The 19,149-nt window shown below is 66.1% G+C and carries 18 protein-coding genes; 17 read left to right on the top strand and 1 reads right to left on the bottom strand.

What is annotated here, in order from left to right; genetic code table 11:
- Window positions 1-22 precede the first annotated feature (22 nt).
- The 4 genes from K3U93_RS01640 to K3U93_RS01655 all read left to right on the top strand — a co-directional run bounded on the left by K3U93_RS01640 (window position 23) and on the right by K3U93_RS01655 (window position 3,647).
- Window positions 23-1,216 (top strand): enolase C-terminal domain-like protein, encoded by a 1,194-nt coding sequence (locus tag K3U93_RS01640; protein WP_083012489.1) that lies wholly within the window; start codon window positions 23-25, stop codon window positions 1,214-1,216.
- A 59-nt stretch (window positions 1,217-1,275) separates the two neighbouring features.
- A complete protein-coding gene (locus K3U93_RS01645; RefSeq protein WP_083012491.1) occupies window positions 1,276-2,583 on the top strand; it encodes a hydroxyacid-oxoacid transhydrogenase in 1,308 nt (435 codons plus the stop codon).
- A gap of 3 nt (window positions 2,584-2,586) precedes the next feature.
- Window positions 2,587-3,054, top strand: coding sequence for an acyl-CoA thioesterase (locus tag K3U93_RS01650; protein WP_071512572.1), 468 nt, complete (start codon window positions 2,587-2,589; stop codon window positions 3,052-3,054).
- Window positions 3,055-3,203: 149 nt separating this feature from the next.
- The gene (locus tag K3U93_RS01655; RefSeq protein ID WP_071512571.1) at window positions 3,204-3,647 is read left to right on the top strand and encodes an SRPBCC family protein; all 444 of its coding nucleotides are present in this window, start codon (window positions 3,204-3,206) and stop codon (window positions 3,645-3,647) included.
- A 12-nt stretch (window positions 3,648-3,659) separates the two neighbouring features.
- Here K3U93_RS01655 and K3U93_RS01660 read toward each other — a convergent pair whose 3' ends face one another.
- Window positions 3,660-4,352, bottom strand: coding sequence for a GntR family transcriptional regulator (locus K3U93_RS01660; protein ID WP_071512570.1), 693 nt, complete (start codon window positions 4,350-4,352; stop codon window positions 3,660-3,662).
- A gap of 149 nt (window positions 4,353-4,501) precedes the next feature.
- Between K3U93_RS01660 and fadD5 the strand changes: the two genes are divergently transcribed.
- From fadD5 to K3U93_RS01725, 13 genes are all read left to right on the top strand, one after another.
- Entirely contained in the window at window positions 4,502-6,160 is a 1,659-nt protein-coding gene (gene fadD5 / locus K3U93_RS01665; protein ID WP_071512569.1) for a fatty-acid--CoA ligase FadD5, read from the top strand.
- 334 nt (window positions 6,161-6,494) lie between these two features.
- On the top strand, window positions 6,495-7,211 hold the full coding sequence (locus K3U93_RS01670; protein ID WP_420915394.1) for an MlaE family ABC transporter permease: 717 nt from the start codon (window positions 6,495-6,497) through the stop codon (window positions 7,209-7,211).
- A 1-nt stretch (window position 7,212) separates the two neighbouring features.
- The gene (locus K3U93_RS01675; RefSeq protein ID WP_071512567.1) at window positions 7,213-8,082 is read left to right on the top strand and encodes an MlaE family ABC transporter permease; all 870 of its coding nucleotides are present in this window, start codon (window positions 7,213-7,215) and stop codon (window positions 8,080-8,082) included.
- Between the two features lie 5 nt (window positions 8,083-8,087).
- Entirely contained in the window at window positions 8,088-9,407 is a 1,320-nt protein-coding gene (locus tag K3U93_RS01680; protein WP_220688573.1) for an MCE family protein, read from the top strand.
- Entirely contained in the window at window positions 9,404-10,444 is a 1,041-nt protein-coding gene (locus K3U93_RS01685) for a virulence factor Mce family protein (RefSeq protein ID WP_220688574.1), read from the top strand. The genes K3U93_RS01680 and K3U93_RS01685 overlap by 4 nt, the downstream gene beginning before the upstream one ends.
- Window positions 10,441-12,030: a virulence factor Mce family protein gene (locus K3U93_RS01690; protein WP_083013045.1), complete on the top strand. Its 1,590-nt coding sequence runs from the start codon at window positions 10,441-10,443 to the stop codon at window positions 12,028-12,030. Before K3U93_RS01685 ends, K3U93_RS01690 begins: the two co-directional genes overlap by 4 nt.
- Window positions 12,027-13,631: a virulence factor Mce family protein gene (locus K3U93_RS01695; protein ID WP_083013046.1), complete on the top strand. Its 1,605-nt coding sequence runs from the start codon at window positions 12,027-12,029 to the stop codon at window positions 13,629-13,631. The genes K3U93_RS01690 and K3U93_RS01695 overlap by 4 nt, the downstream gene beginning before the upstream one ends.
- Window positions 13,632-13,636: 5 nt before the next feature.
- The gene (locus K3U93_RS01700) at window positions 13,637-14,788 is read left to right on the top strand and encodes a virulence factor Mce family protein (protein ID WP_220688613.1); all 1,152 of its coding nucleotides are present in this window, start codon (window positions 13,637-13,639) and stop codon (window positions 14,786-14,788) included.
- A complete protein-coding gene (locus tag K3U93_RS01705) occupies window positions 14,782-16,332 on the top strand; it encodes a virulence factor Mce family protein (protein ID WP_220688575.1) in 1,551 nt (516 codons plus the stop codon). The genes K3U93_RS01700 and K3U93_RS01705 overlap by 7 nt, the downstream gene beginning before the upstream one ends.
- On the top strand, window positions 16,333-16,917 hold the full coding sequence (locus K3U93_RS01710) for an Rv1363c family protein (protein ID WP_434084836.1): 585 nt from the start codon (window positions 16,333-16,335) through the stop codon (window positions 16,915-16,917).
- Window positions 16,914-17,885 (top strand): RDD family protein, encoded by a 972-nt coding sequence (locus K3U93_RS01715; RefSeq protein ID WP_083010698.1) that lies wholly within the window; start codon window positions 16,914-16,916, stop codon window positions 17,883-17,885. Before K3U93_RS01710 ends, K3U93_RS01715 begins: the two co-directional genes overlap by 4 nt.
- Window positions 17,882-18,436: an Rv1363c family protein gene (locus tag K3U93_RS01720; RefSeq protein ID WP_071508780.1), complete on the top strand. Its 555-nt coding sequence runs from the start codon at window positions 17,882-17,884 to the stop codon at window positions 18,434-18,436. The genes K3U93_RS01715 and K3U93_RS01720 overlap by 4 nt, the downstream gene beginning before the upstream one ends.
- Entirely contained in the window at window positions 18,403-19,134 is a 732-nt protein-coding gene (locus K3U93_RS01725) for a mammalian cell entry protein (RefSeq protein ID WP_083010697.1), read from the top strand. The genes K3U93_RS01720 and K3U93_RS01725 overlap by 34 nt, the downstream gene beginning before the upstream one ends.
- The last annotated feature ends 15 nt before the right edge of the window (window positions 19,135-19,149 follow it).

A 19,149-nucleotide genomic window follows, 5' to 3' on the forward strand; every position in this document is an offset into this window, starting at 1 on the left:
CCCGGCGGAACAATCTGCTGTCATGAAGATCACCGGCCTGCAGGTCGTACCGTTCGAGACGTTCGTCGACCGAATCTCGTTCGGCCAGTTGAACACCGACTACCGCGTGGTGCAGACGGTGACCAAGGTGCTCACCGACGAGGGGGTCGAAGGCTACTACTTCGGTGGCCATTTCCACGGAGACCAGGACGGCCTGCTCCCCGGGGACCGGGCGCTGATCACCCAATTTCTGAGCCCGCTTCTCGCCGGCTACGACCCATTCGACCGCGCCGAGATCTGGCGGCAGCTGTGGGCGGCGAAGCTGCCCGAAAACGTGTGCAGCGTCATCGATCTGGCGCTGTGGGATTTGGCGGGTCGCGTTGCCGGGCTGCCCGTGCGCAAGCTGCTGGGTGGCGCTCGGGACCGGGTCAAGGCCTACGCGAGCAGCTTCAACAACCTCGGATCGCCCGAGGCCTATGTCGCCCACGCCGTCGAATGCCAACGACAGGGCTACCGCGCCTACAAGATCCACCCGTACCACTACTGGAATCCCGCGACGGGTCAACCCGCCCTGCCCCGACCGTCCTACGTGGACTGGGACATCCAGGTGTGCCGGGACGTTCGGGCGGCGGTCGGTGACGACATGCTGCTGATGTTCGACCCGTGGGGCACCTACCACACCTACGCGGACGCGCTGCGGGTCGGCCGCGAGCTCGAACGGCTGGGCTTCTACTGGTACGAGCATCCGATGCCGGAGCACCTGGTCGATTCCTACGTGAAACTGGCTGCCGCACTGGACATCCCGATCTGCTCACCCGAGATCGCGGAGGGCGGCATCTACACGAGGGCGGACTGGATCCTGCGCAACGCGTCCGACATCAGCCGCATCGACGTCCTGCGCGGGGGCATCACCGGCGCCATGAAGCTGATCGGAATGTGCGAGGCGGTGGGCATGCGGTGCGAGATCCACATGAGCGGCTTCGGCAACCTGCAAGTCCTGGGCGCCACCAGCGAAGACGTCTGCGAATACTACGAGCGCGGCCTGCTCGGCCCGGGGGTGCGCTACGACGCCGCACCACCCTATCTCGAGGCGCCCTGCGACCCGCTCGGCCCGGACGGGTTCGTCGACCTGCCCGACGCGCCGGGACTGGGTTACCGGATCCGGTGGGACTACATCGAAAGTCACCGCCTCCCCGAGACGGCGGTGGAACCGGTCGCACCGCTGCATCCGCGGTGACTAGGTCGGTGTTTGGCCGCGTGCGGTAGATTGCCGTCGCGACCGGCTCAGGAGGACGGATGGCGTGCTGCGACCTTCCCATTGCCGCCGAGGACTGCGACCGAGCCTTCACCGTCGACGCGTCGCGGGTGACCTTCGGACGCGGTTGCCTGGCCGAGGTGGGTGAGCGGGCCAGCGCCCTCGGGCTGCGGCGGGTGGCGTTGTTCTCCGACGCCGGCGTGGCCGGGCTGCCCATCTTCACGACGACGCGCGACTCGCTCGTCGCGGCCGGACTGGACGTCGCCACCTACACCGACGTTCACGTCGAGCCCACCGACGCCTCGTTTCTGGACGCGGCGCGTTTCGCTCGGGAGTTGAACCCCGACGGTTACGTATCGCTGGGCGGCGGCTCCGTCATCGACACGTGCAAGGCCGCCAACCTGTGCGCTACCTATCCGGCCGAGTTGCTGACCTATGTCAACGCGCCCATCGGCGAGGGCAAACCCGTGCCCGGCCCGCTCAAGCCGCACATCGCGTGCCCCACCACGGCGGGCACCGGCAGCGAGGTGACCGGCATCGCGATCTTCGACCTCGTGTCGCTAAAGGCGAAGACGGGCATCGTCTCTCACGCGCTGCGTCCCACCGAGGCGCTCGTCGACCCCGACTGCACCGCGAGCCTGCCCCCTGAGGTCGTCGCCTCGGCGGGGCTCGACGTGTTGTCCCATGCCTTGGAGTCCTACACCGCGCGACCCTACGTCCGGCGCCGCGCTCCCGAACGGCCCAGCCTGCGACCGATGAGCCAGGGCGCCAATCCGTGGAGCGACCTGGGCTGCCGCGAGGCGCTGCGCCTCCTGGGGCGGTTTTTGGAGCGCGCGGTGCACGACGCCTCCGACGACGAGGCGCGTGAGCAGATGATGTGGGCCGCAACGCTTGCGGGCATCGCGTTCGGCAACGCCGGCGTTCACACACCACACGGCATGGCCTACGCGGTGGCGGGGCTGGTGCGTGACTTCCGCCCCTCGGGCTACCCGGCCGGTGAGCCACTTGTGCCGCACGGCATGGCCGTCATCCTCAACGCGCCGGCGTCGTTCCGCTTCACCGCGGAGGCAAGCCCGCAGCGGCACCTGGAGGGCGCGCGCCTGCTCGGCGCCGACACGCGGGGCGCCGGCGTGCAGGATGCGGGCGAGGTGCTCGCCGGCGAACTCATCCGCATCATGCGGGCGGTGCGCATGCCGAACGGCCTCGGCGGGGTGGGCTACACCGAGGACGACGTGGCGGCCCTGACGGCGGGCGCGTATCCGCAGCAGCGCCTGTTGCAGAACGCCCCGCGAGAGATGAGCAAACCGGTTCTGGCGGACCTGTTTCGGCAAGCCATGCGGTACTGGTAGACCATGAGTCCAAGTCCGCCGAACGAGCTGACCAGCAACGACTTTCCGGTGCTGTGGGCGGTCGGCACCCGATGGGCCGACAACGACATGTTCGGCCACCTCAACAACGCCGTCTACTACCAGCTCTTCGACACCGCGATCAACGCCTGGATCAACACGAGCACCGGCCTCGACCCGCTCACCACGCCGTCGCCGGGCATCGTCGCCGAGTCGGGCTGCCGCTACTTCTCCGAGCTGCGTTTCCCGGAAGCGCTCGTCGTCGGCCTGGCGGTGACCCGGCTGGGGAACAGCAGCGTCACCTACCGGCTCGGCGTCTTCCAGTGCGGGGAAGGCCACGAGGAACAGCCGGCGCGGCCCATCACCGCGCTGGGGCACTGGGTGCACGTCTACGTCGATCGGACCACCCGCAAGCCCGTCCCGATCCCCGCCGCCATCCGTTCCCTCTTGTCGACGGCCCGCGTGGACCACTAGCTGAGGCGCCGAGACTGCGGTGGGAGCGACGCTGAGCGCTCAAACGCGATCTGAGTGCAGTCTGGATGCCACCAACGCAGACTCGGTGCCGGCGACCACTAGGTTTCGGCGGAACCGAAGCCAGCCGCACGCCCGGCTATGCTTCGCCAATGCCAGTTTTGAGCAAGACCGTCGAGATCGGCGCCGACGCCGCGTCAATCATGGCCATCGTTGCCGATTTCGAGCGTTACCCGGAGTGGAACGAGGGGATCAAGGGCCTGTGGGTGCTCGCCCGTTACGATGACGGGCGCCCCAGCCAGCTGCGGCTCGACACCGAGGTCCAAGGCATGCAGAGCACCTTCATCCAGGCGGTCTACTACCCGGGGGTCAACCAGATCCAGACCGCCCTGCAGCAGGGCGACCTGTTCTCCAAGCAGGAACAATTGTTCAGCGTGGTGGAGACCGGGGCGTCCAGTCTGCTGACGGTGGATGTGGACGTCGAGACCGTGATGCCGGTGCCCGCGCCGGTGGTGAAGCAGCTTCTCAACAACGTGCTCGAGCGCCTCGCGGAAAACCTGAAGCAGCGCGCCGAGCAACCGGCCGCCAACGGCTAGGGCCCGGGCGGCTCAGCCGAAAATTCCCGTGCGGTCCAGCATCTCGGTCAGCCGGCTTGCCGCGTCGGTGAATTGCCAGACCGTGTGCTCGATGACGGCGGCGGCGTCGCGCCGGCGCAGAGCGGCGATCAACTGCCGGTGGTTGTCGACCGCGGCCGCGCGCCACTGCGGATCGGCCGCGTACACCAACGCCGGCATGTAGCGCGCGGCGTTCAGCAGGAACCACGCCAGTTTGATCCGCCCGCTGGCCTGGTTGAAGACGCGATGAAACGCGAACTCGATGCCGGCGACGGTCTCGGCGTCGCTGGACTCGACGGCCGCCGCGAGCGCGTCGTTGATGCGCTCCAGCTCGTCGATCTCGGCGTCGGTGATGCGGTCGGCGGCCGCGGCCGCCAGCTCCTTGGCGATCGTGGCCTGCAGCCAGAAGATGTCCTGGATGTCCTGCCGGGTCAGCGGCAGCACGACGTGACCGCGGTGCGGCTCGAGCTGCACCATGCCCTCGCCGCGCAGCTTCAGCAGGGCCTCACGGACCGGCGTGACGCTGACCCCGAGTTCGGCCGCGGTCTCGTCGAGTCGGATGAACGTTCCCGGACGCAACGTCCCGGACATGATCGCCGCCCGCAGGTGGCCCGCGACCCCGTCGGACAACTGCGCCCGGCGCAGTCGCCGCCGGGTCCTCGGCTGCATGGATGTCGGTGCGTTCACGGGGGCTGCCAGGACTTTCAGGGGCTTGGCGGGGCTTGACCGGGTCTTGTCACGGGGGCGTCAAAGCCATAGTGTGATCCACACAACACTATGTTTTATCAAATATCAACCTGGCGCAAGCGGTGTGCGAGTGAAGGGGAGACAGTTAGTTGACCGCGCAATTGGCCAGCCACCTGACGCAAGCTTCTTCGCCTAAAGAGCAGCCGTATCTGGCCCGGCGGCAGAACTGGGTCAACCAACTCGAACGGCACGCGCTCATGCAGCCCCACGCGACGGCGCTGCGGTTCCTGGGCGACACGATCACGTGGGACGTGTTGCGCCGCCGGGTGGTGGCGTTGGCCGACGCGCTGAGCCGCCGGGGGGTCGGCTTCGGCGACCGGGTCATGATCCTGATGCTCAACCGCACGGAATTCGTCGAGTCGGTGCTTGCCGTCAACTCCCTGGGGGCCATCGCCGTCCCGCTGAACTTCCGGCTCACCCCGGCCGAGATCGCCTTCCTGGTCGAGGACTGCGAAGCGCGCGTGATGATCACCGAGGCGGTGCTTGCCCCGGTGGCCGTCGGGGTGCGCGACATCCAGCCGTTGCTCGACACGATCGTCGCGGCCGGCGGCTCGACCGGCGACGGCGTGTTGGGCTACGAGGACCTCGTCAACGAGCCCGGCGATGCGCACGGCCCCAGGGACATCCCAGACATCCCGGACGACTCGCCGGCGCTGATCATGTACACCTCGGGCACCACCGGCCGCCCGAAAGGCGCGGTGTTGACCCACACCAACCTGACCGGTCAGACGATGACCGGGCTCTACACCACCGGCGCCGACATAAACGGTGACGTCGGTTTCGTCGGGGTCCCCTTTTTCCACATCGCCGGAATCGGCAACCTGCTGATCGGCATGCTGCTGGGCACTCCCACGGTGATCTATCCGCTGGGCGCGTTCGATCCCGGGCAACTGCTCGACGTGCTGGCCGCGGAGAAGGTCACCGGGATCTTCCTGGTGCCCGCCCAGTGGCAGGCGGTCTGCGCCGAGCAGCACGCGCGGCCCCGCGACCTGAAGTTGCGGGTGATGTCGTGGGGAGCCGCTCCGGCGCCCGACGCGCTGCTGCGGGAGATGTCGGCGACGTTCCCCGGAACCCAGATACTGGCCGCGTTCGGCCAGACGGAGATGTCTCCGGTCACCTGCATGCTGCTCGGCGACGACGCGATCCGCAAACGCGGATCGGTCGGCAAGGTGATCCCGACCGTCGCCGCCCGCGTGGTCGACGAGAACATGAACGACGTGCCGGTCGGAGAAGTGGGCGAAATCGTTTACCGCGCACCGACGTTGATGAGCGGCTACTGGAACAACCCCGAGGCGACGGCGGAGGCGTTCGCCGGCGGCTGGTTCCACTCGGGAGACCTCGTCCGGATGGACGAGGAGGGCTACGTCTGGGTGGTGGACCGCAAGAAGGACATGATCATCTCCGGCGGCGAGAACATCTACTGCGCCGAGGTGGAGAACGTGCTCGCCGGCCATCCCCGGATAGTCGAAGTCGCCGTCATTGGCCGGGCCCACCAGAAGTGGGGTGAGGTGCCGATCGCGGTCGCGGCCGTCGCCGGCGATGAGCTACGGCTCGACGATCTGGAGGAGTTTCTGGCCGAGCGGCTGGCGCGCTACAAGCACCCCAAGGCGCTCGAGATCGTCGACGCGCTGCCCCGCAACCCCGCCGGCAAGGTCCTCAAGACTGAGCTACGGGTGCGCTACGGAGCCATATATACAGCTGAAAGCCATTCAGCTGCAAGTGATTCAGCAACCAGAGAGGAAGGCTGAGGAAACTGTAACGTTTGCCCGCCATTAACGAAGGGGTAATTGTGCGGATGTGGTTCACACGGAAAGAACCATCGGGTACATTCCTGTGGTCTCCGTTACTACTTGCGAGTAGGGAACCGATGAGCACACACGAGTCGGTGCAAGGAGGAGGCATCCCCAGCCGCGTAGCGGCGAGGGGGCGAGGCGTGCAACACGATTCGCCGCGGCGCCCACGGGCACGCGGCGCCAGGGTGAGGGAGCAGCGGTGACTTCGACGTCGACGGGCCCCTACCTGGTTGGTTATCTGCGTGATCAGCTGCAGACGCCGTTGACCCTCGTCGGTGGGTTTTTCCGGATGTGTGTGCTGACTGGAAAAGCGTTGTTCCGCTGGCCCTTTCAGTGGCGCGAGTTCATCTTGCAGTGCTGGTTCATCATGCGGGTGGCGTTGCTGCCGGCCATCTTGGTCTCGGTGCCGTTCACGGTGCTGCTGATCTTCACGCTCAATGTGCTGCTGGCCCAGTTCGGTGCCGCCGATCTGTCCGGTGCGGGCGCGGCGATCGGCGCGGTGACCCAGCTCGGGCCGCAGGTCACGGTGTTGGTGGTGGCCGGCGCGGGGTCGACGGCGATCTGCGCGGATCTGGGCGCGCGCACCATCCGCGAGGAGATCGACGCGATGGAGGTGTTGGGCATCGACCCGATTCACCGGCTGGTGGTGCCCCGGGTGGTCGCCGCCACGGTCGTTGCCACACTGCTGAATGCCCTGGTGATTACGGTCGGTCTGGTGGGCGGCTACCTGTTCGGGGTGTATCTGCAAAACGTGTCGGGCGGGGCGTATCTGGCCACCCTGACCACCATCACCGGCCTGCCCGAAGTGGTCATCGCGATGGTCAAGGCGGCATGTTTCGGCTTGATAGCCGGGCTGGTCGGCTGTTTTCGCGGGCTGACCGTGCGTGGGGGCTCCAAGGGGCTGGGCACCGCCGTCAACGAGACCGTCGTGTTGTGCGTGGTCGCGCTGTTTGCCGTCAACGTGGTGCTGACCACGATCGGTGTGCGATTCGGAACGGGGCACTGACATGTCGACCACCGCCGTGTTGCGCGCCCGCTTCCCCCGAGCGGCCGAAAACCTCAACCGCTACGGCGGTGCGGCCGCCCGCGCGCTCGACGACATCGGTCAAATGGCCTGGTTCGGGGCGGTCGCCGTCGGACATATGGCACACGCGCTACGTAACTATCGCAAGGAGACGCTGCGGCTGATCGCCCAGATCGGCATGGGCACCGGGGCGATGGCCGTCGTGGGTGGCACCGCCGCGATCGTCGGTTTCGTGACGCTGTCGGGCAGCTCGCTGGTGGCCATCCAGGGTTTTGCCTCGCTGGGCAACATCGGGGTGGAGGCGTTCACCGGGTTTTTCGCCGCGCTGATCAACGTGCGCATCGCCGCCCCGGTGGTCACCGGTATCGCGATGGCCGCCACGGTCGGTGCCGGGGCGACCGCGGAGTTGGGGGCGATGCGGATCAGCGAGGAGATCGACGCCCTGGAAGTGATGGGCATCAAGTCGATCTCGTTTTTGGCGACCACCCGGATCATGGCCGGGCTGGTGGTGATTATTCCGCTGTATGCGCTGGCGATGATCATGGCATTCCTGTCTCCGCAGATCACCACCACGGTGCTCTACGGGCAGTCCAACGGCACTTATGACCACTATTTCCGCACGTTTTTGCGCCCCGACGACGTGTTCTGGTCGTTTCTGGAGGCCATCCTGATCACCGCGGCCGTGATGATCACCCACTGCTATTACGGGTATAACGCGGGCGGCGGGCCGGTCGGTGTGGGTGAGGCCGTGGGCCGGTCGATGCGCTTCTCGCTGGTCACGGTGCCGGTGGTTGTCCTATGTGCCGCGTTGGCGCTTTACGGCGTCAACCCCAACTTCGCGCTCACGGTGTAGCGGCCATGACCTCACCGGTGAAGGGCCCCGCCAAGATCAATGCCCCGCGCAACCCGCCGTATAAGTTGGCCGGGATCATTTTGCTGGTCGTCGGGGCGCTGGTTTTGGTGTTGGTGTATGGGCAGTTCCGGGGTGATTTCACGCCCACGACCCGGTTGACGATGGTGGCCTCGCGGGCGGGGTTGGTGATGGATCCGGGCTCGAAGGTCACCTATAACGGGGTGCAGATCGGCCGGGTGGGTTCTATTTCGGAGACCGTGCGTGATGGGAGGCCGGCGGCCAAGTTCAGCCTGGACGTCTACCCACGGTATTTGTCGTTGATTCCGGCCAATGTGGATGCCGATATCAAGGCGACCACGGTGTTCGGCGGCAAGTATGTGTCGTTGACGACGCCGAAAAACCCGTCCCCGCAACGCATTACCCCGCACACGGTGATTGATGCGAGGTCGGTGACCACCGAGATCAACACGTTGTTTCAGACCATCACCTCGATCGCGGAAAAGGTGGATCCGGTCAAGTTGAACCTGACGCTGTCGGCGGCCGCGCAGTCGTTGGCCGGGCTCGGTGATCGGTTCGGGCAGTCGATCGTTAACGCCAACGCGATCCTCGATGATGTCAATCCGCGGATGCCGCAGGCCCGCCGCGACATTGCGCAGTTGGCGGATCTGGGTGACACCTACGGCGCCGCTTCACCGGATCTGTTCGACTTCCTCAACAACGCGGTGATCACCTCGCGCACCCTTAACGCGCAGCAAAAGGATCTCGATCAGGCGTTGTTGTCGGCGGCCGGGTTCGGCAACACCGGCGCCGACATCTTCGGCCGCGGCGGACCGTATCTGGCGCGCGGCGCCGCCGACCTGGTGCCCTCGGCCCAACTGCTGGACACCTACAGTCCCGCCATTTTCTGCGCTGTCCGCAACTACCACGACATCGAGCCCAAGGCCGCCTCGTTCCTGGGCGGCAACGGCTACTCGCTCAATAGCCACACTCAGGCGCTGTCGGGGTTGGGACTCATTGCGAATCCGCTATCGCTTACGGCTGCCAGCGTGCTCACCATGGGACTCGGGGGTCTTGCCGGATTGGTCGGCGGTGCGCCGAATCCTTATGTTTATCCGGAGAATTTGCCGCGGGTGAACGCTCGTGGTGGACCGGGAGGCGCCCCGGGGTGCTGGCAGCACATCACCCACGACCTTTGGCCCGCACCCGAATTGGTGATGGACTCCGGCAACAGCATTGCGCCGTATAACCATCTGGACACGGGTTCGCCGTATGCGCTCGAGTATGTCTGGGGCCGCCAAGTCGGGGATAACACGATCAACCCATGAAAATCACCGGTACCCTCGTGCGGCTCAGCGCCTTCTCGGTGGTGCTGTTGATCTTTACCGTGATGATCATCGTGGTGTTCGGTCAGATGCGTTTTGACCGCACCTACGGGTATTCGGCGGAGTTCGCCAATGTCAGCGGTCTGCGACAGGGTCAGTTCGTGCGCGCCTCGGGGGTGGAGATCGGCAAGGTCTCCTCGGTGCAGCTGGTCGAGGGCGGTAGGCGGGCGCGGGTGGAGTTCGCCGTGGATCGCGCGGTGCCGCTGTATGAGTCGACGACCGCCCAGATCCGCTACCTGGACCTGATCGGCAACCGCTACCTGGAGCTCAAACGCGGTCAGGGCGAAGGCGCCGAGAAGGTCTTGCCGCCGGGGGGGTTTATCCCGCTGGCGCGGACCGCCCCGGCCCTAGATTTGGACGCGCTGATCGGCGGGTTCAAACCCTTGTTTCGGGCGCTGGACCCGCAGAAGGTCAACACCATCGCCACCACGCTGATCACGGTGTTTCAGGGTCAGGGCGGCACCCTTAACGACATCTTGGATCAGACCGCGCAACTGACCACACGGCTGGGCGAGCGCGACCAAGCGATCGGTGAGGTGATCACGAACCTCAACATCGTGTTAGACACCACGGTGCGGCATCGCCAGCAATTCGATCAGACCGTCAACCACCTCGAGGTGCTCATCACCGGGCTCAAAGACCACGGCGATCAGCTGGCCGGCGGGACCGCCCACATCAGCAACGCCGCGGGCACGGTCGCCGATCTGCTGGCCGAAGACCGCTCGCTGCTGCACAAAACCCTGGGTTATCTGGACGCGGTGCAGCAGCCGCTCATCGATCAGCGCGACCAGCTCAACGACTACCTGCACAAGGTGCCGACCGCGTTGAACATGATCGGGCGCGGCATCGGGTCTTATGGCGACTTCGTGAACTTCTACGCCTGCGACATCACCGTCAAGCTCAACGGTCTGCAGGGCGGCGGCCCGGTCCGCACGGTGCGGCTGTTCCAGCAGCCGACGGGGAGGTGCACGCCGCAATGAGAACGCTGGAACCCCCCAATCGGCTGCGTATTGGGATCATGGGCATTCTGGTGACGGCCTTGGTCATCGGCGTGGGTCAAAGCTTCACCAGTGTGCCGATGCTGTTCGCCAAGCCGAGCTATTACGGGCAGTTCACCGATTCGGGGGGCATCAATACCGGGGACAAGGTGCGTATCGCCGGGGTGGACGTCGGCAAGGTGGAGGGCCTCAAGATCGACGGCGACCACATCGTGCTGAAGTTCTCCATCGGCGCTAACACTATCGGCACCGAGAGCCGGTTGGCGATCAAGACCGACACCATTTTGGGTAAGAAGATTCTCGAGGTCGAGGCGCGGGGCTCCCAGACGTTGCGGCCCGGGGCCGCGTTGCCGCTGGGTCAAAGTACGACGCCTTATCAGATTTATGACGCGTTCTTTGATGTCACCAAGGCCGCTTCGGGTTGGGATATCGACACGGTCAAAGAGTCGCTGCACGTGTTGTCGCAGACCATCGATGCGACCTACCCGCATTTGAGCGCCGCGCTCGATGGGGTGGCCAGGTTCTCCGACACCATCGGCAAACGCGACGAACAGGTCACCCATCTGCTGGCCCAGGCCAACCAGGTGGCCAGCGTGCTGGGTGACCGCAGCGAGCAGATCGACCGGGCGCTGGTCAACGCCAAGACACTGCTGGCCGCCTTCAACGAACGCGGCCAGGCTATCGACGCGTTGCTGGGCAACGTCGCCGCGTTCTCCGAACAGGTGAAGGGCTTGATCAACGACAACCCCAACCTCAACCACGTGCTGGAGCAGCTGCGCACTGTCAGCGACATCCTCGTGCAGCGCAAGGACGACGTCGCCGCCGGACTCACCGAGGTCGGCAAGTTCCTGCCGTCGCTCAACGAGGCCATCGCGTCGGGCCCGTTCTTCAAGGTGGTGCTGCACAACCTGGCGCCGTATCAGATCCTGCAGCCCTGGGTCGACGCGGCCTTCAAAAAGCGTGGCATCGACCCGGAGAACTTCTGGCGCAGCGCCGGACTGCCCGAATTCCGGTGGCCCGACCCCAACGGCACCCGGTTCCCCAACGGCGCGCCGCCGCCGGCGCCGCCGGCGCTCGAAGGCACCCCGGAGCATCCCGGGCCGGCCGTCCCACCCGGATCACCCTGCTCCTACACCCCAGCCAATCCCGGCGGCAACGTCACCGTGGGCGACGAGGGTCTGCCGCGGCCGTGGAATCCGTTGCCGTGTGCGGGTGCTGCCGCTGGCCCGTTCGGCGGGCCGGGGTTCCCCGCGCCGATCGATGTGGCGGGGTCGCCGAATCCCGGTGGTCTGCCGCCCACGCCGGGCATCCCGATCGCCGGGCGCCCGGGACAGCCGGCTCCCAATGTTGTCGGTACCCCGGTGCCGCTACCGACGCAGGCGCCGCCGGGCGCGCGCACTGAGGGGGTGGCGCCGGCCGGGCCCACGCCGCCGCCGTCGACGTTCGCGCCGGGCCTGCCCCCGGGCCCGCCGGCACCAGCCGGGCCCGGTGAGCAGCTGCCGGCCCCGTTTATCAACCCCGGCGGTGCGGGAGGCAGCGGCGCGGCGGGAGGGGGTAGCCAGAATTGAGCACCATCTTTGACATCCGCAACATTCGGCTGCCCAAGCTGTCCCGCACGTCGGTGATCCTCGGGTCGCTGGTGATCGTGCTGGCCCTCGTCGTCGGGTATGTCGGTTGGCGGCTGTATGAGAAGTTGACGAATAACACGGTGGTGGCCTATTTCCCGGCGGCCAACGCCCTGTATGCCGGGGACAAGGTCCAGATCATGGGGTTGCGGGTGGGGGCGATCGATGCGATCGAACCGGCCGGGGACGCGATGAAGGTCACCTTCCACTACCAGAACAAATACAAGGTGCCCGCCAACGCCTCGGCGGTGATCCTGAACCCGACGTTGGTGGCCTCACGGGCGATTCAGTTGGAGCCGGCCTATAAGGGTGGGCCGGTGCTGGCCGATAACGCGGTGATTCCCCAGGAGCGCACCCAGGTGCCCGTGGAGTGGGATCAGCTGCGTAACAGCATCACCAACATCATCGCCAAACTCGGCCCCACCCCCCAGCAGCCCACCGGCCCGTTCGGGGAGGTCATCACCTCGTTCGCTGATGGGCTGGCCGGCAAGGGCAAGCAGATCAACACCACACTGAACAGCCTCTCGCGGGCGTTGACCGCGCTCAACGAGGGCCGCGGCGACTTCTTCGCCGTAGTCAAAAGCCTGGCGCTGTTCGTCAACGCACTGCATCAAGACGACGCGCAGTTCGTCGCCCTGAATCAAAACCTGGCCGATTTCACCACCCGCCTGGCGAGCTCCGACGGCGCCCTGGCCAACGCCATCGGCCAGCTCGACGGGCTGCTGACCACGGTGCGCCCGTTCCTGAACAAAAACCGCGAGGTGCTCACCCACGACGTCAACAACCTGGCCACCGCGACAAACACCCTGCTGCAACCCGATTCGCTCAACGGGCTGGAGACCGCGCTGCATGTTCTTCCGACGGCCGCCGCGAATATTAACCAGATCTATCACCCGTCGCACGGTTCGGTTGTCGCCGTTCCGGCGATCACCAACTTCGCCAATCCGATGCAGTTCATCTGCAGCTCGATTCAGGCCGGCAGCCGGCTCGGGTATCAAGATTCCGCCGAACTGTGCGCGCAATATCTGGCGCCGATCCTTGACGCGATCAAGTTCAATTACTTGCCGTTCGGGTTGAACCTGTTTTCCACCGCCGAAACGCTGCCTAAGGAGGTCGCCTACTCCGAGCCGCGGCTACAGCCACCCAACGGGTATAAGGACACCACCGTGCCCGGGATCTGGAGCCCGGATACGCCGACGTCGCACCGCAACACCCAACCCGGCTGGATCGTGGCCCCGGGCATGCAGGGCCAACAGGTCGGGCCGATCACCGCGGGCCTGATGACCCCGGACTCGCTGGCGGAGTTGATGGGCGGACCCAACATCGCACCGGTGCAATCGACCCTGCAAACCCCGCCGGGACCCCCCAACGCCTACGACGAAAACCCCATCCTGCCGCCCATGGGGCTCAACGCTCCCGTGCCCATCCCGCCGCCACCACCCGGACCAGAGGTAGCCCCGGGTCCCGTCGCTCCCACGCCGGTGCCGGTGGCCGCGCCCGCACCCAACGCGGGTGGACCCGCTGACGTGGGAGGTGGCCAGTGAGCGTGCTGGGTTGGATCCGGCGGCGGGGTTGGCAGGGGCTGGTGGTGTTGGTGGCCGTGCTGGTGGCCAGCTCGTGTGGTTGGCGGGGGATCTCTAATGTGGCGATTCCGGGTGGTCCGGGCAGTGGGGCGGGCTCCTACACCGTCTATGTGCAGGTGCCCGACACGTTGGCGATCAACGGCAACAGCAAGGTGATGGTCGCTGATGTGTTCGTCGGTTCGATCCGCGCCATCGCGCTCAAGAACTGGATCGCCACCTTGACGCTGGGCATCGACAAAAACGTCAAGCTGCCCAAGAACGCGATCGCCAAGATCGGCCAGACCAGCCTGTTGGGATCCCAGCATGTGGAGCTAGCCGCCCCACCCAACCCCTCCCCGCAGCCGCTCAGGGACGGCGACACCATTCCGCTGAAGAACTCCTCGGCCTATCCCACCACCGAGCAAACCCTGGCCAGCCTCGCCCTGATCCTGCGCGGCGGCGGCATCCCAAACCTGGAGGTGCTGCAAAACGAGGTCTACACCATCTTTCACGGCCGAGGCGAGCAGATCCGGTCCTTCCTGGGCAAGCTAGACACCTTCACCACTCAACTCAATCAACAACGCGAGGACATCACCCACGCCATCGACTCCACCAACCGGCTACTGACCTACGTGGGCGGGCGCGCCGACGTGCTCGATCGGGTCCTGACCGACATCCCGCCGCTGATCAAACATTTCGCCGACACCAAACAACTACTCATCAACGCCACCGACGCGGTAGGACGACTCAGCGCAGCCGCCGACCACTACCTGGCGGAGGCGCGTGGGCCCCTGCACACCGACCTGCAAGCCCTGCAATGCCCACTCAAAGAACTCGGCCGCGCCTCGCCATATCTGATCGGCGCACTAAAGCTAATCCTGACCCAGCCGTTCGACATCGACACCGTTCCCAAGCTATTCCGCGGTGACTACGTGAACGTGTCGCTGACCCTCGACCTGACCTATAGCGCGATTGATAATGCGTTTCTTACCGGGACGGGGTTGTCGGGGGCGCTGCGGGCTCTTGAGCAGTCTTTTGGGCGTGATCCCGAGACGATGATCCCCGACGTGCGCTACACCCCTAACCCCAATGACGCCCCGGGCGGGCCGCTGGTGGAAAGGGGGGACCGCAATTGCTGACCCCCTTCATCCGACGCCAGCTAGTCGCCTTCGGCATCTTGACGGTCATTTCCCTGCTCGTGCTCGGGGTGTATTACCTACAGATCCCGAGCCTGGCCGGCATCGGCCGCTACACCCTGAAGGCCGAGTTACCCGCCTCGGGAGGCCTATACCCCACCGCCAACGTGACCTACCGCGGCATCACCATCGGCAAAGTCACCGACGTCGAACCCACCGAACACGGCGCCCAAGCCACGATAAGCATCGACAGCCGCTACAAAATCCCGGCCGACGCGATCGCCCACGTGCACTCGGTATCAGCAGTCGGTGAACAATACCTAGACCTAGTCTCCACGGGAAACCCCGGCAAAAACCTCTCACCCGGGCAAACCATCACCCACGGCACCGTGCCCGCCGAGATCGGCCCAGCACTAGACACCGCCAACCGCGGACTCGCAGTACTACCCAAAGACAAGATCGGCTCCCTGCTCGACGAAACCGCGCAATCCGTCGGCGGCCTAGGCCCCGCCCTGCAACGACTAGTCGACTCCACCCAAGCCATCGTCGGCGACTTCAAAACCAACATCACCGACATCAACGACATCATCGCGAACTCCGGACCGGTGATCGACAGCCAGGTCAAATCCGGTGACGCCATCGAGCGCTGGGCACACAACCTCAATACGTTGGCCGCACAGTCAGCCCAGCAAGACCGGCATCTGAAAAGCGTGCTGTCGCAGGCGGCACCGACCGCCGATCAAGTCAACGAGGTATTCAGCGACGTCCGGGATTCGCTGCCGCAGACGCTGGCGAATCTCGAGGTGGTGATCGACCTGCTCAAGAAGTACCACACCGGCGTGGAGCAGGTGCTGGTGTTCCTGCCGCAGGGTGCGTCGATCGCGCAGACGGTGGCCGCGCCGTTCCCGAACATGGCCGCCCTGGACCTGGCGTTGTCGATCAACCAGCCGCCGCCGTGTCTGACCGGGTTCATTCCGGCGTCACAGTGGCGATCACCGGCCGACACCAGCATGCAGCCGTTGCCCTCGGGCACCTACTGCAAGATCCCGATGGACACCCCGGCCAACAGCGTGCGCGGATCACGCAACATCCCCTGTGTCGATGTCCCGGGCAAGCGCGCGGCCTCGCCGCGGGAATGCCGCGACCCCAAACCCTACGTGCCGGCCGGGACCAACCCCTGGTACGGCGACCCCAACCAACTCCTGACCTGCCCCGCGCCGTCGGCGCGCTGCGATCAGCCGGTCAAACCGGGCCTGGTGATCCCGGCACCATCAGTCGACACTGGCCTGAACCCCGCACCCTCGGACCGGGTGGCGGGGACCCCCCCGCCCACCAGCGATCCGTTGTCGCGGCCGGGAACCGGAACCGTGCAGTGCAATGGCCAACAGCCCAACCCGTGTGTTTACACTCCGAGCGGGCCTCCTGTAGCCGTCTATAGCCCCCAAAGCGGTGAACTGGTAGGGCCCGACGGAGCCAAATACTCCGTCGAAAACTCGACCAAAACAGGAGACGACGGATGGAAGGAGATGCTGGCACCAGCCGGCTGAATCGACGCGAACGATTCGTTGCAGGATCAGGTAACGGCCGAGGATTCGGCGGACTCCGAGGCCGGGAGCGGGAATGTCGAGCGCCGTCCGTCGCGTCTGGGTCGCGGGTGGCTGGCCGGCATCGCCGCCGCGCTGGTGCTGTGCGCCGGTGCCCTCGGGGCCGGCGGCTACTTTGCGCTGCGTTTCCACCACGAAAGCCAAGCCATAGCGCGCAACGATGCCGCGGCGCTCAAGGCGGCGGTGGATTGCGTGTCGGCGACCCAGGCGCCCGACACCAACGCGATGGCCGCCAGCGAGCAGAAGATCATCGACTGTGGCACAGACGCTTTCCGTTCGCAGGCGCTCCTGTACACCAGCATGATGGTGCAGGCTTATCAGGCCGCGAACGTCCACGTTCAGGTGTCCGATGTGCGGGCGGCGGTGGAGCGCAACAACAACGACGGCTCGGTCGACGTGTTGGTCGCCATGCGTGTCAAGGTGTCCACCGATCAGTCCCAAAACGAAGCCGGCTACCGCCTACGGGTCACAATGGCACTCGCCGACGGTCAGTACAAGATCTCCAAGCTCGACCAGGTGACGAAGTGACGGTGGTGGTCGACGAGGCTCAGACCACGGCGGCCGTCCAGCGGTCACCGCGGGATACGTTGGCGCCGTGGAATTTTCGTGCCGGCGCATTCGCCGTCGACGTCCTTCCGGTTATCGCCGTGGCCACGACGATGGCGTTGGTGGCTTTGACCGTGCCCGGACGCGGCGTGTGGTGGTGGTCGTGCGTTTCCGTCATCGGGCTGGCCATCCTGGCGATGTTGGTCAACCGGTTGCTGCTGCCGGCGGCCACCGGGTGGAGCCTGGGACGCGCCCTCTTCGGAATCGCGGTGGCCCGCCGCGACGGGCCGGCCGCCGGGCCGTGGAGGCTGTTGCTGCGCGACGTGGCGCACCTGCTCGACACCGCATCGGTGGTGGGATGGCTGTGGCCGCTGTGGGATTCACGCCACCGCACCTTTGCCGACCTGCTGCTGCGCACCGAAGTGCGACGCGTCGAAGCGGACCGCCCGCCCAACATGCGACGGTGGACCGCGATGGCGGTGCTGGCCGCGGCGGCGCTGTGCCTGGGAGGTGCAGCCGTGAGCTATGCGGTGGTGTACTCCCGGGATCGGGCGAGCGACCACACTCGCGCACAGATCGCGACGCAGGGGCCGAAGATCGTCGCGCAGATGTTGACGTACGACCCAAAGTCGTTGAACGACGATTTCGCGCGCGCCCGATCGCTGGCCACCGACAAATATCGCGGTCAGCTGGCGGCTCAGCAAGGCGTTGTGCAGCACGGGAACCCGGTGATCAACGAGTACTGGGTGACCGACGGCTCGATCGAATCGGCGACGCCGAATCGCGCGACGATGCTGTTGTTCATGCAGGGCCGGCGGGGCGCGGCGCCGGAGGAACGCTACATCAGCGCGACCGTCCGGGTGAATTTCGCCAAGGGCGGCGACGACCGTTGGCGCGTCGACGACCTCACCGTCCTGACCAAGCCGAAACCGCCCGGGAACGGAAAATGAGTCCCCGCCGCAAGTTTCAACCGGGTGAGGAGCCACTCCTCGTCGCGCACCCGGCCCCACCGCGGCGACCATGGGGCCTGCCGCTGGCCGCCACGGCCGCCGCGATGCTGATGGCCGCCGCGATCCTGGTCTGCACGCTGATGCTGATCTCGCACGAATCCCGCGTGCGTGCCGCGTCAAAGGACCGCGAAGTGCTCAACTACGTGACGGGGTTCATGGCCCAGTTCACCTCGGTCGACCCCTATCACGCCAACGACTATGTGGCCCGGATATTGGGCCAGGCGACGGGCGATTTCGCCAAGCAGTACCACGAGGAAGCGAACGAGATCCTGCTCCAGGTCGCCCGGGCCGAACCCGCGACCGGCACCGTCCTGGGCGCCGGCGTGGAACGGTGGAACGACGACGGCAGCGCCACGGTGATGGTGGCCACCGAGGTCACCTCCAAGTCGCCGGACGAAAAGCAGGTATTCGAAAACACCAATCGCTGGACGGCAACCGTTACGCAGGAAGGGAATCAGTGGAAGATCAGCAACCTGCTGCAGGTGATCTGACCGCCGACGCGGACACGGACGCCCCGGAGGGTGACGCCGCGCGGTGCGACGAAAGCGACGGTACTGCAACGGAATCCGCTGAGGCCGCCCCCGACGAGACCGACGGTGACGCGGCGCGACAACCCGACGCCGAGGCCGAAACGGTCGGGGTCACCGAAGGCGGCCGTACCCGGACCAAACTGCTGGCCGGCAAGCGGCTCGCCATCGCCGTCACCGCCGCCGCCGCGCTGTTCGTCGGCTCGGCGGCATTCGCGGGCGCGACAGTCCAGCCATACCTCACCGATCGCGCCACCGCCACGACCAAGCTGAAAGTGGCCCGGACCGCGGCCAATGCCATCACGACGCTGTGGACCTACACGCCGGAGAACATGGACACCCTGGCCGATCGCGCCGCCACCTACCTCAGCGGCGATTTCGAGGCCCAGTACCGCAAATTCGTCGACACGATCGTGGCCCCCAACAAGCAGGCCAAAGTCACCAACAACACGGAAGTCACCGGCGCCGCGGTCGAATCGCTGGACGACCCGAATGCCGTCGTCATCGTCTACACCAACACCACGTCCACCAGTCCGCTGACCAAGAACGTCCCGGCGCTAAAGTACCTGTCCTACCGGTTGTTCATGAAACGCGCCAAAGGCCGCTGGCTGGTGACCAGGATGACAACCATCACTTCGCTGGATTTGACGCCGCACGAGTGAGTGCGCTCCGGCCCG

Origin of the sequence: Mycobacterium malmoense (genome assembly GCF_019645855.1) — a bacterium.
Taxonomy (GTDB): Bacteria; Actinomycetota; Actinomycetes; order Mycobacteriales; family Mycobacteriaceae; genus Mycobacterium; species Mycobacterium malmoense.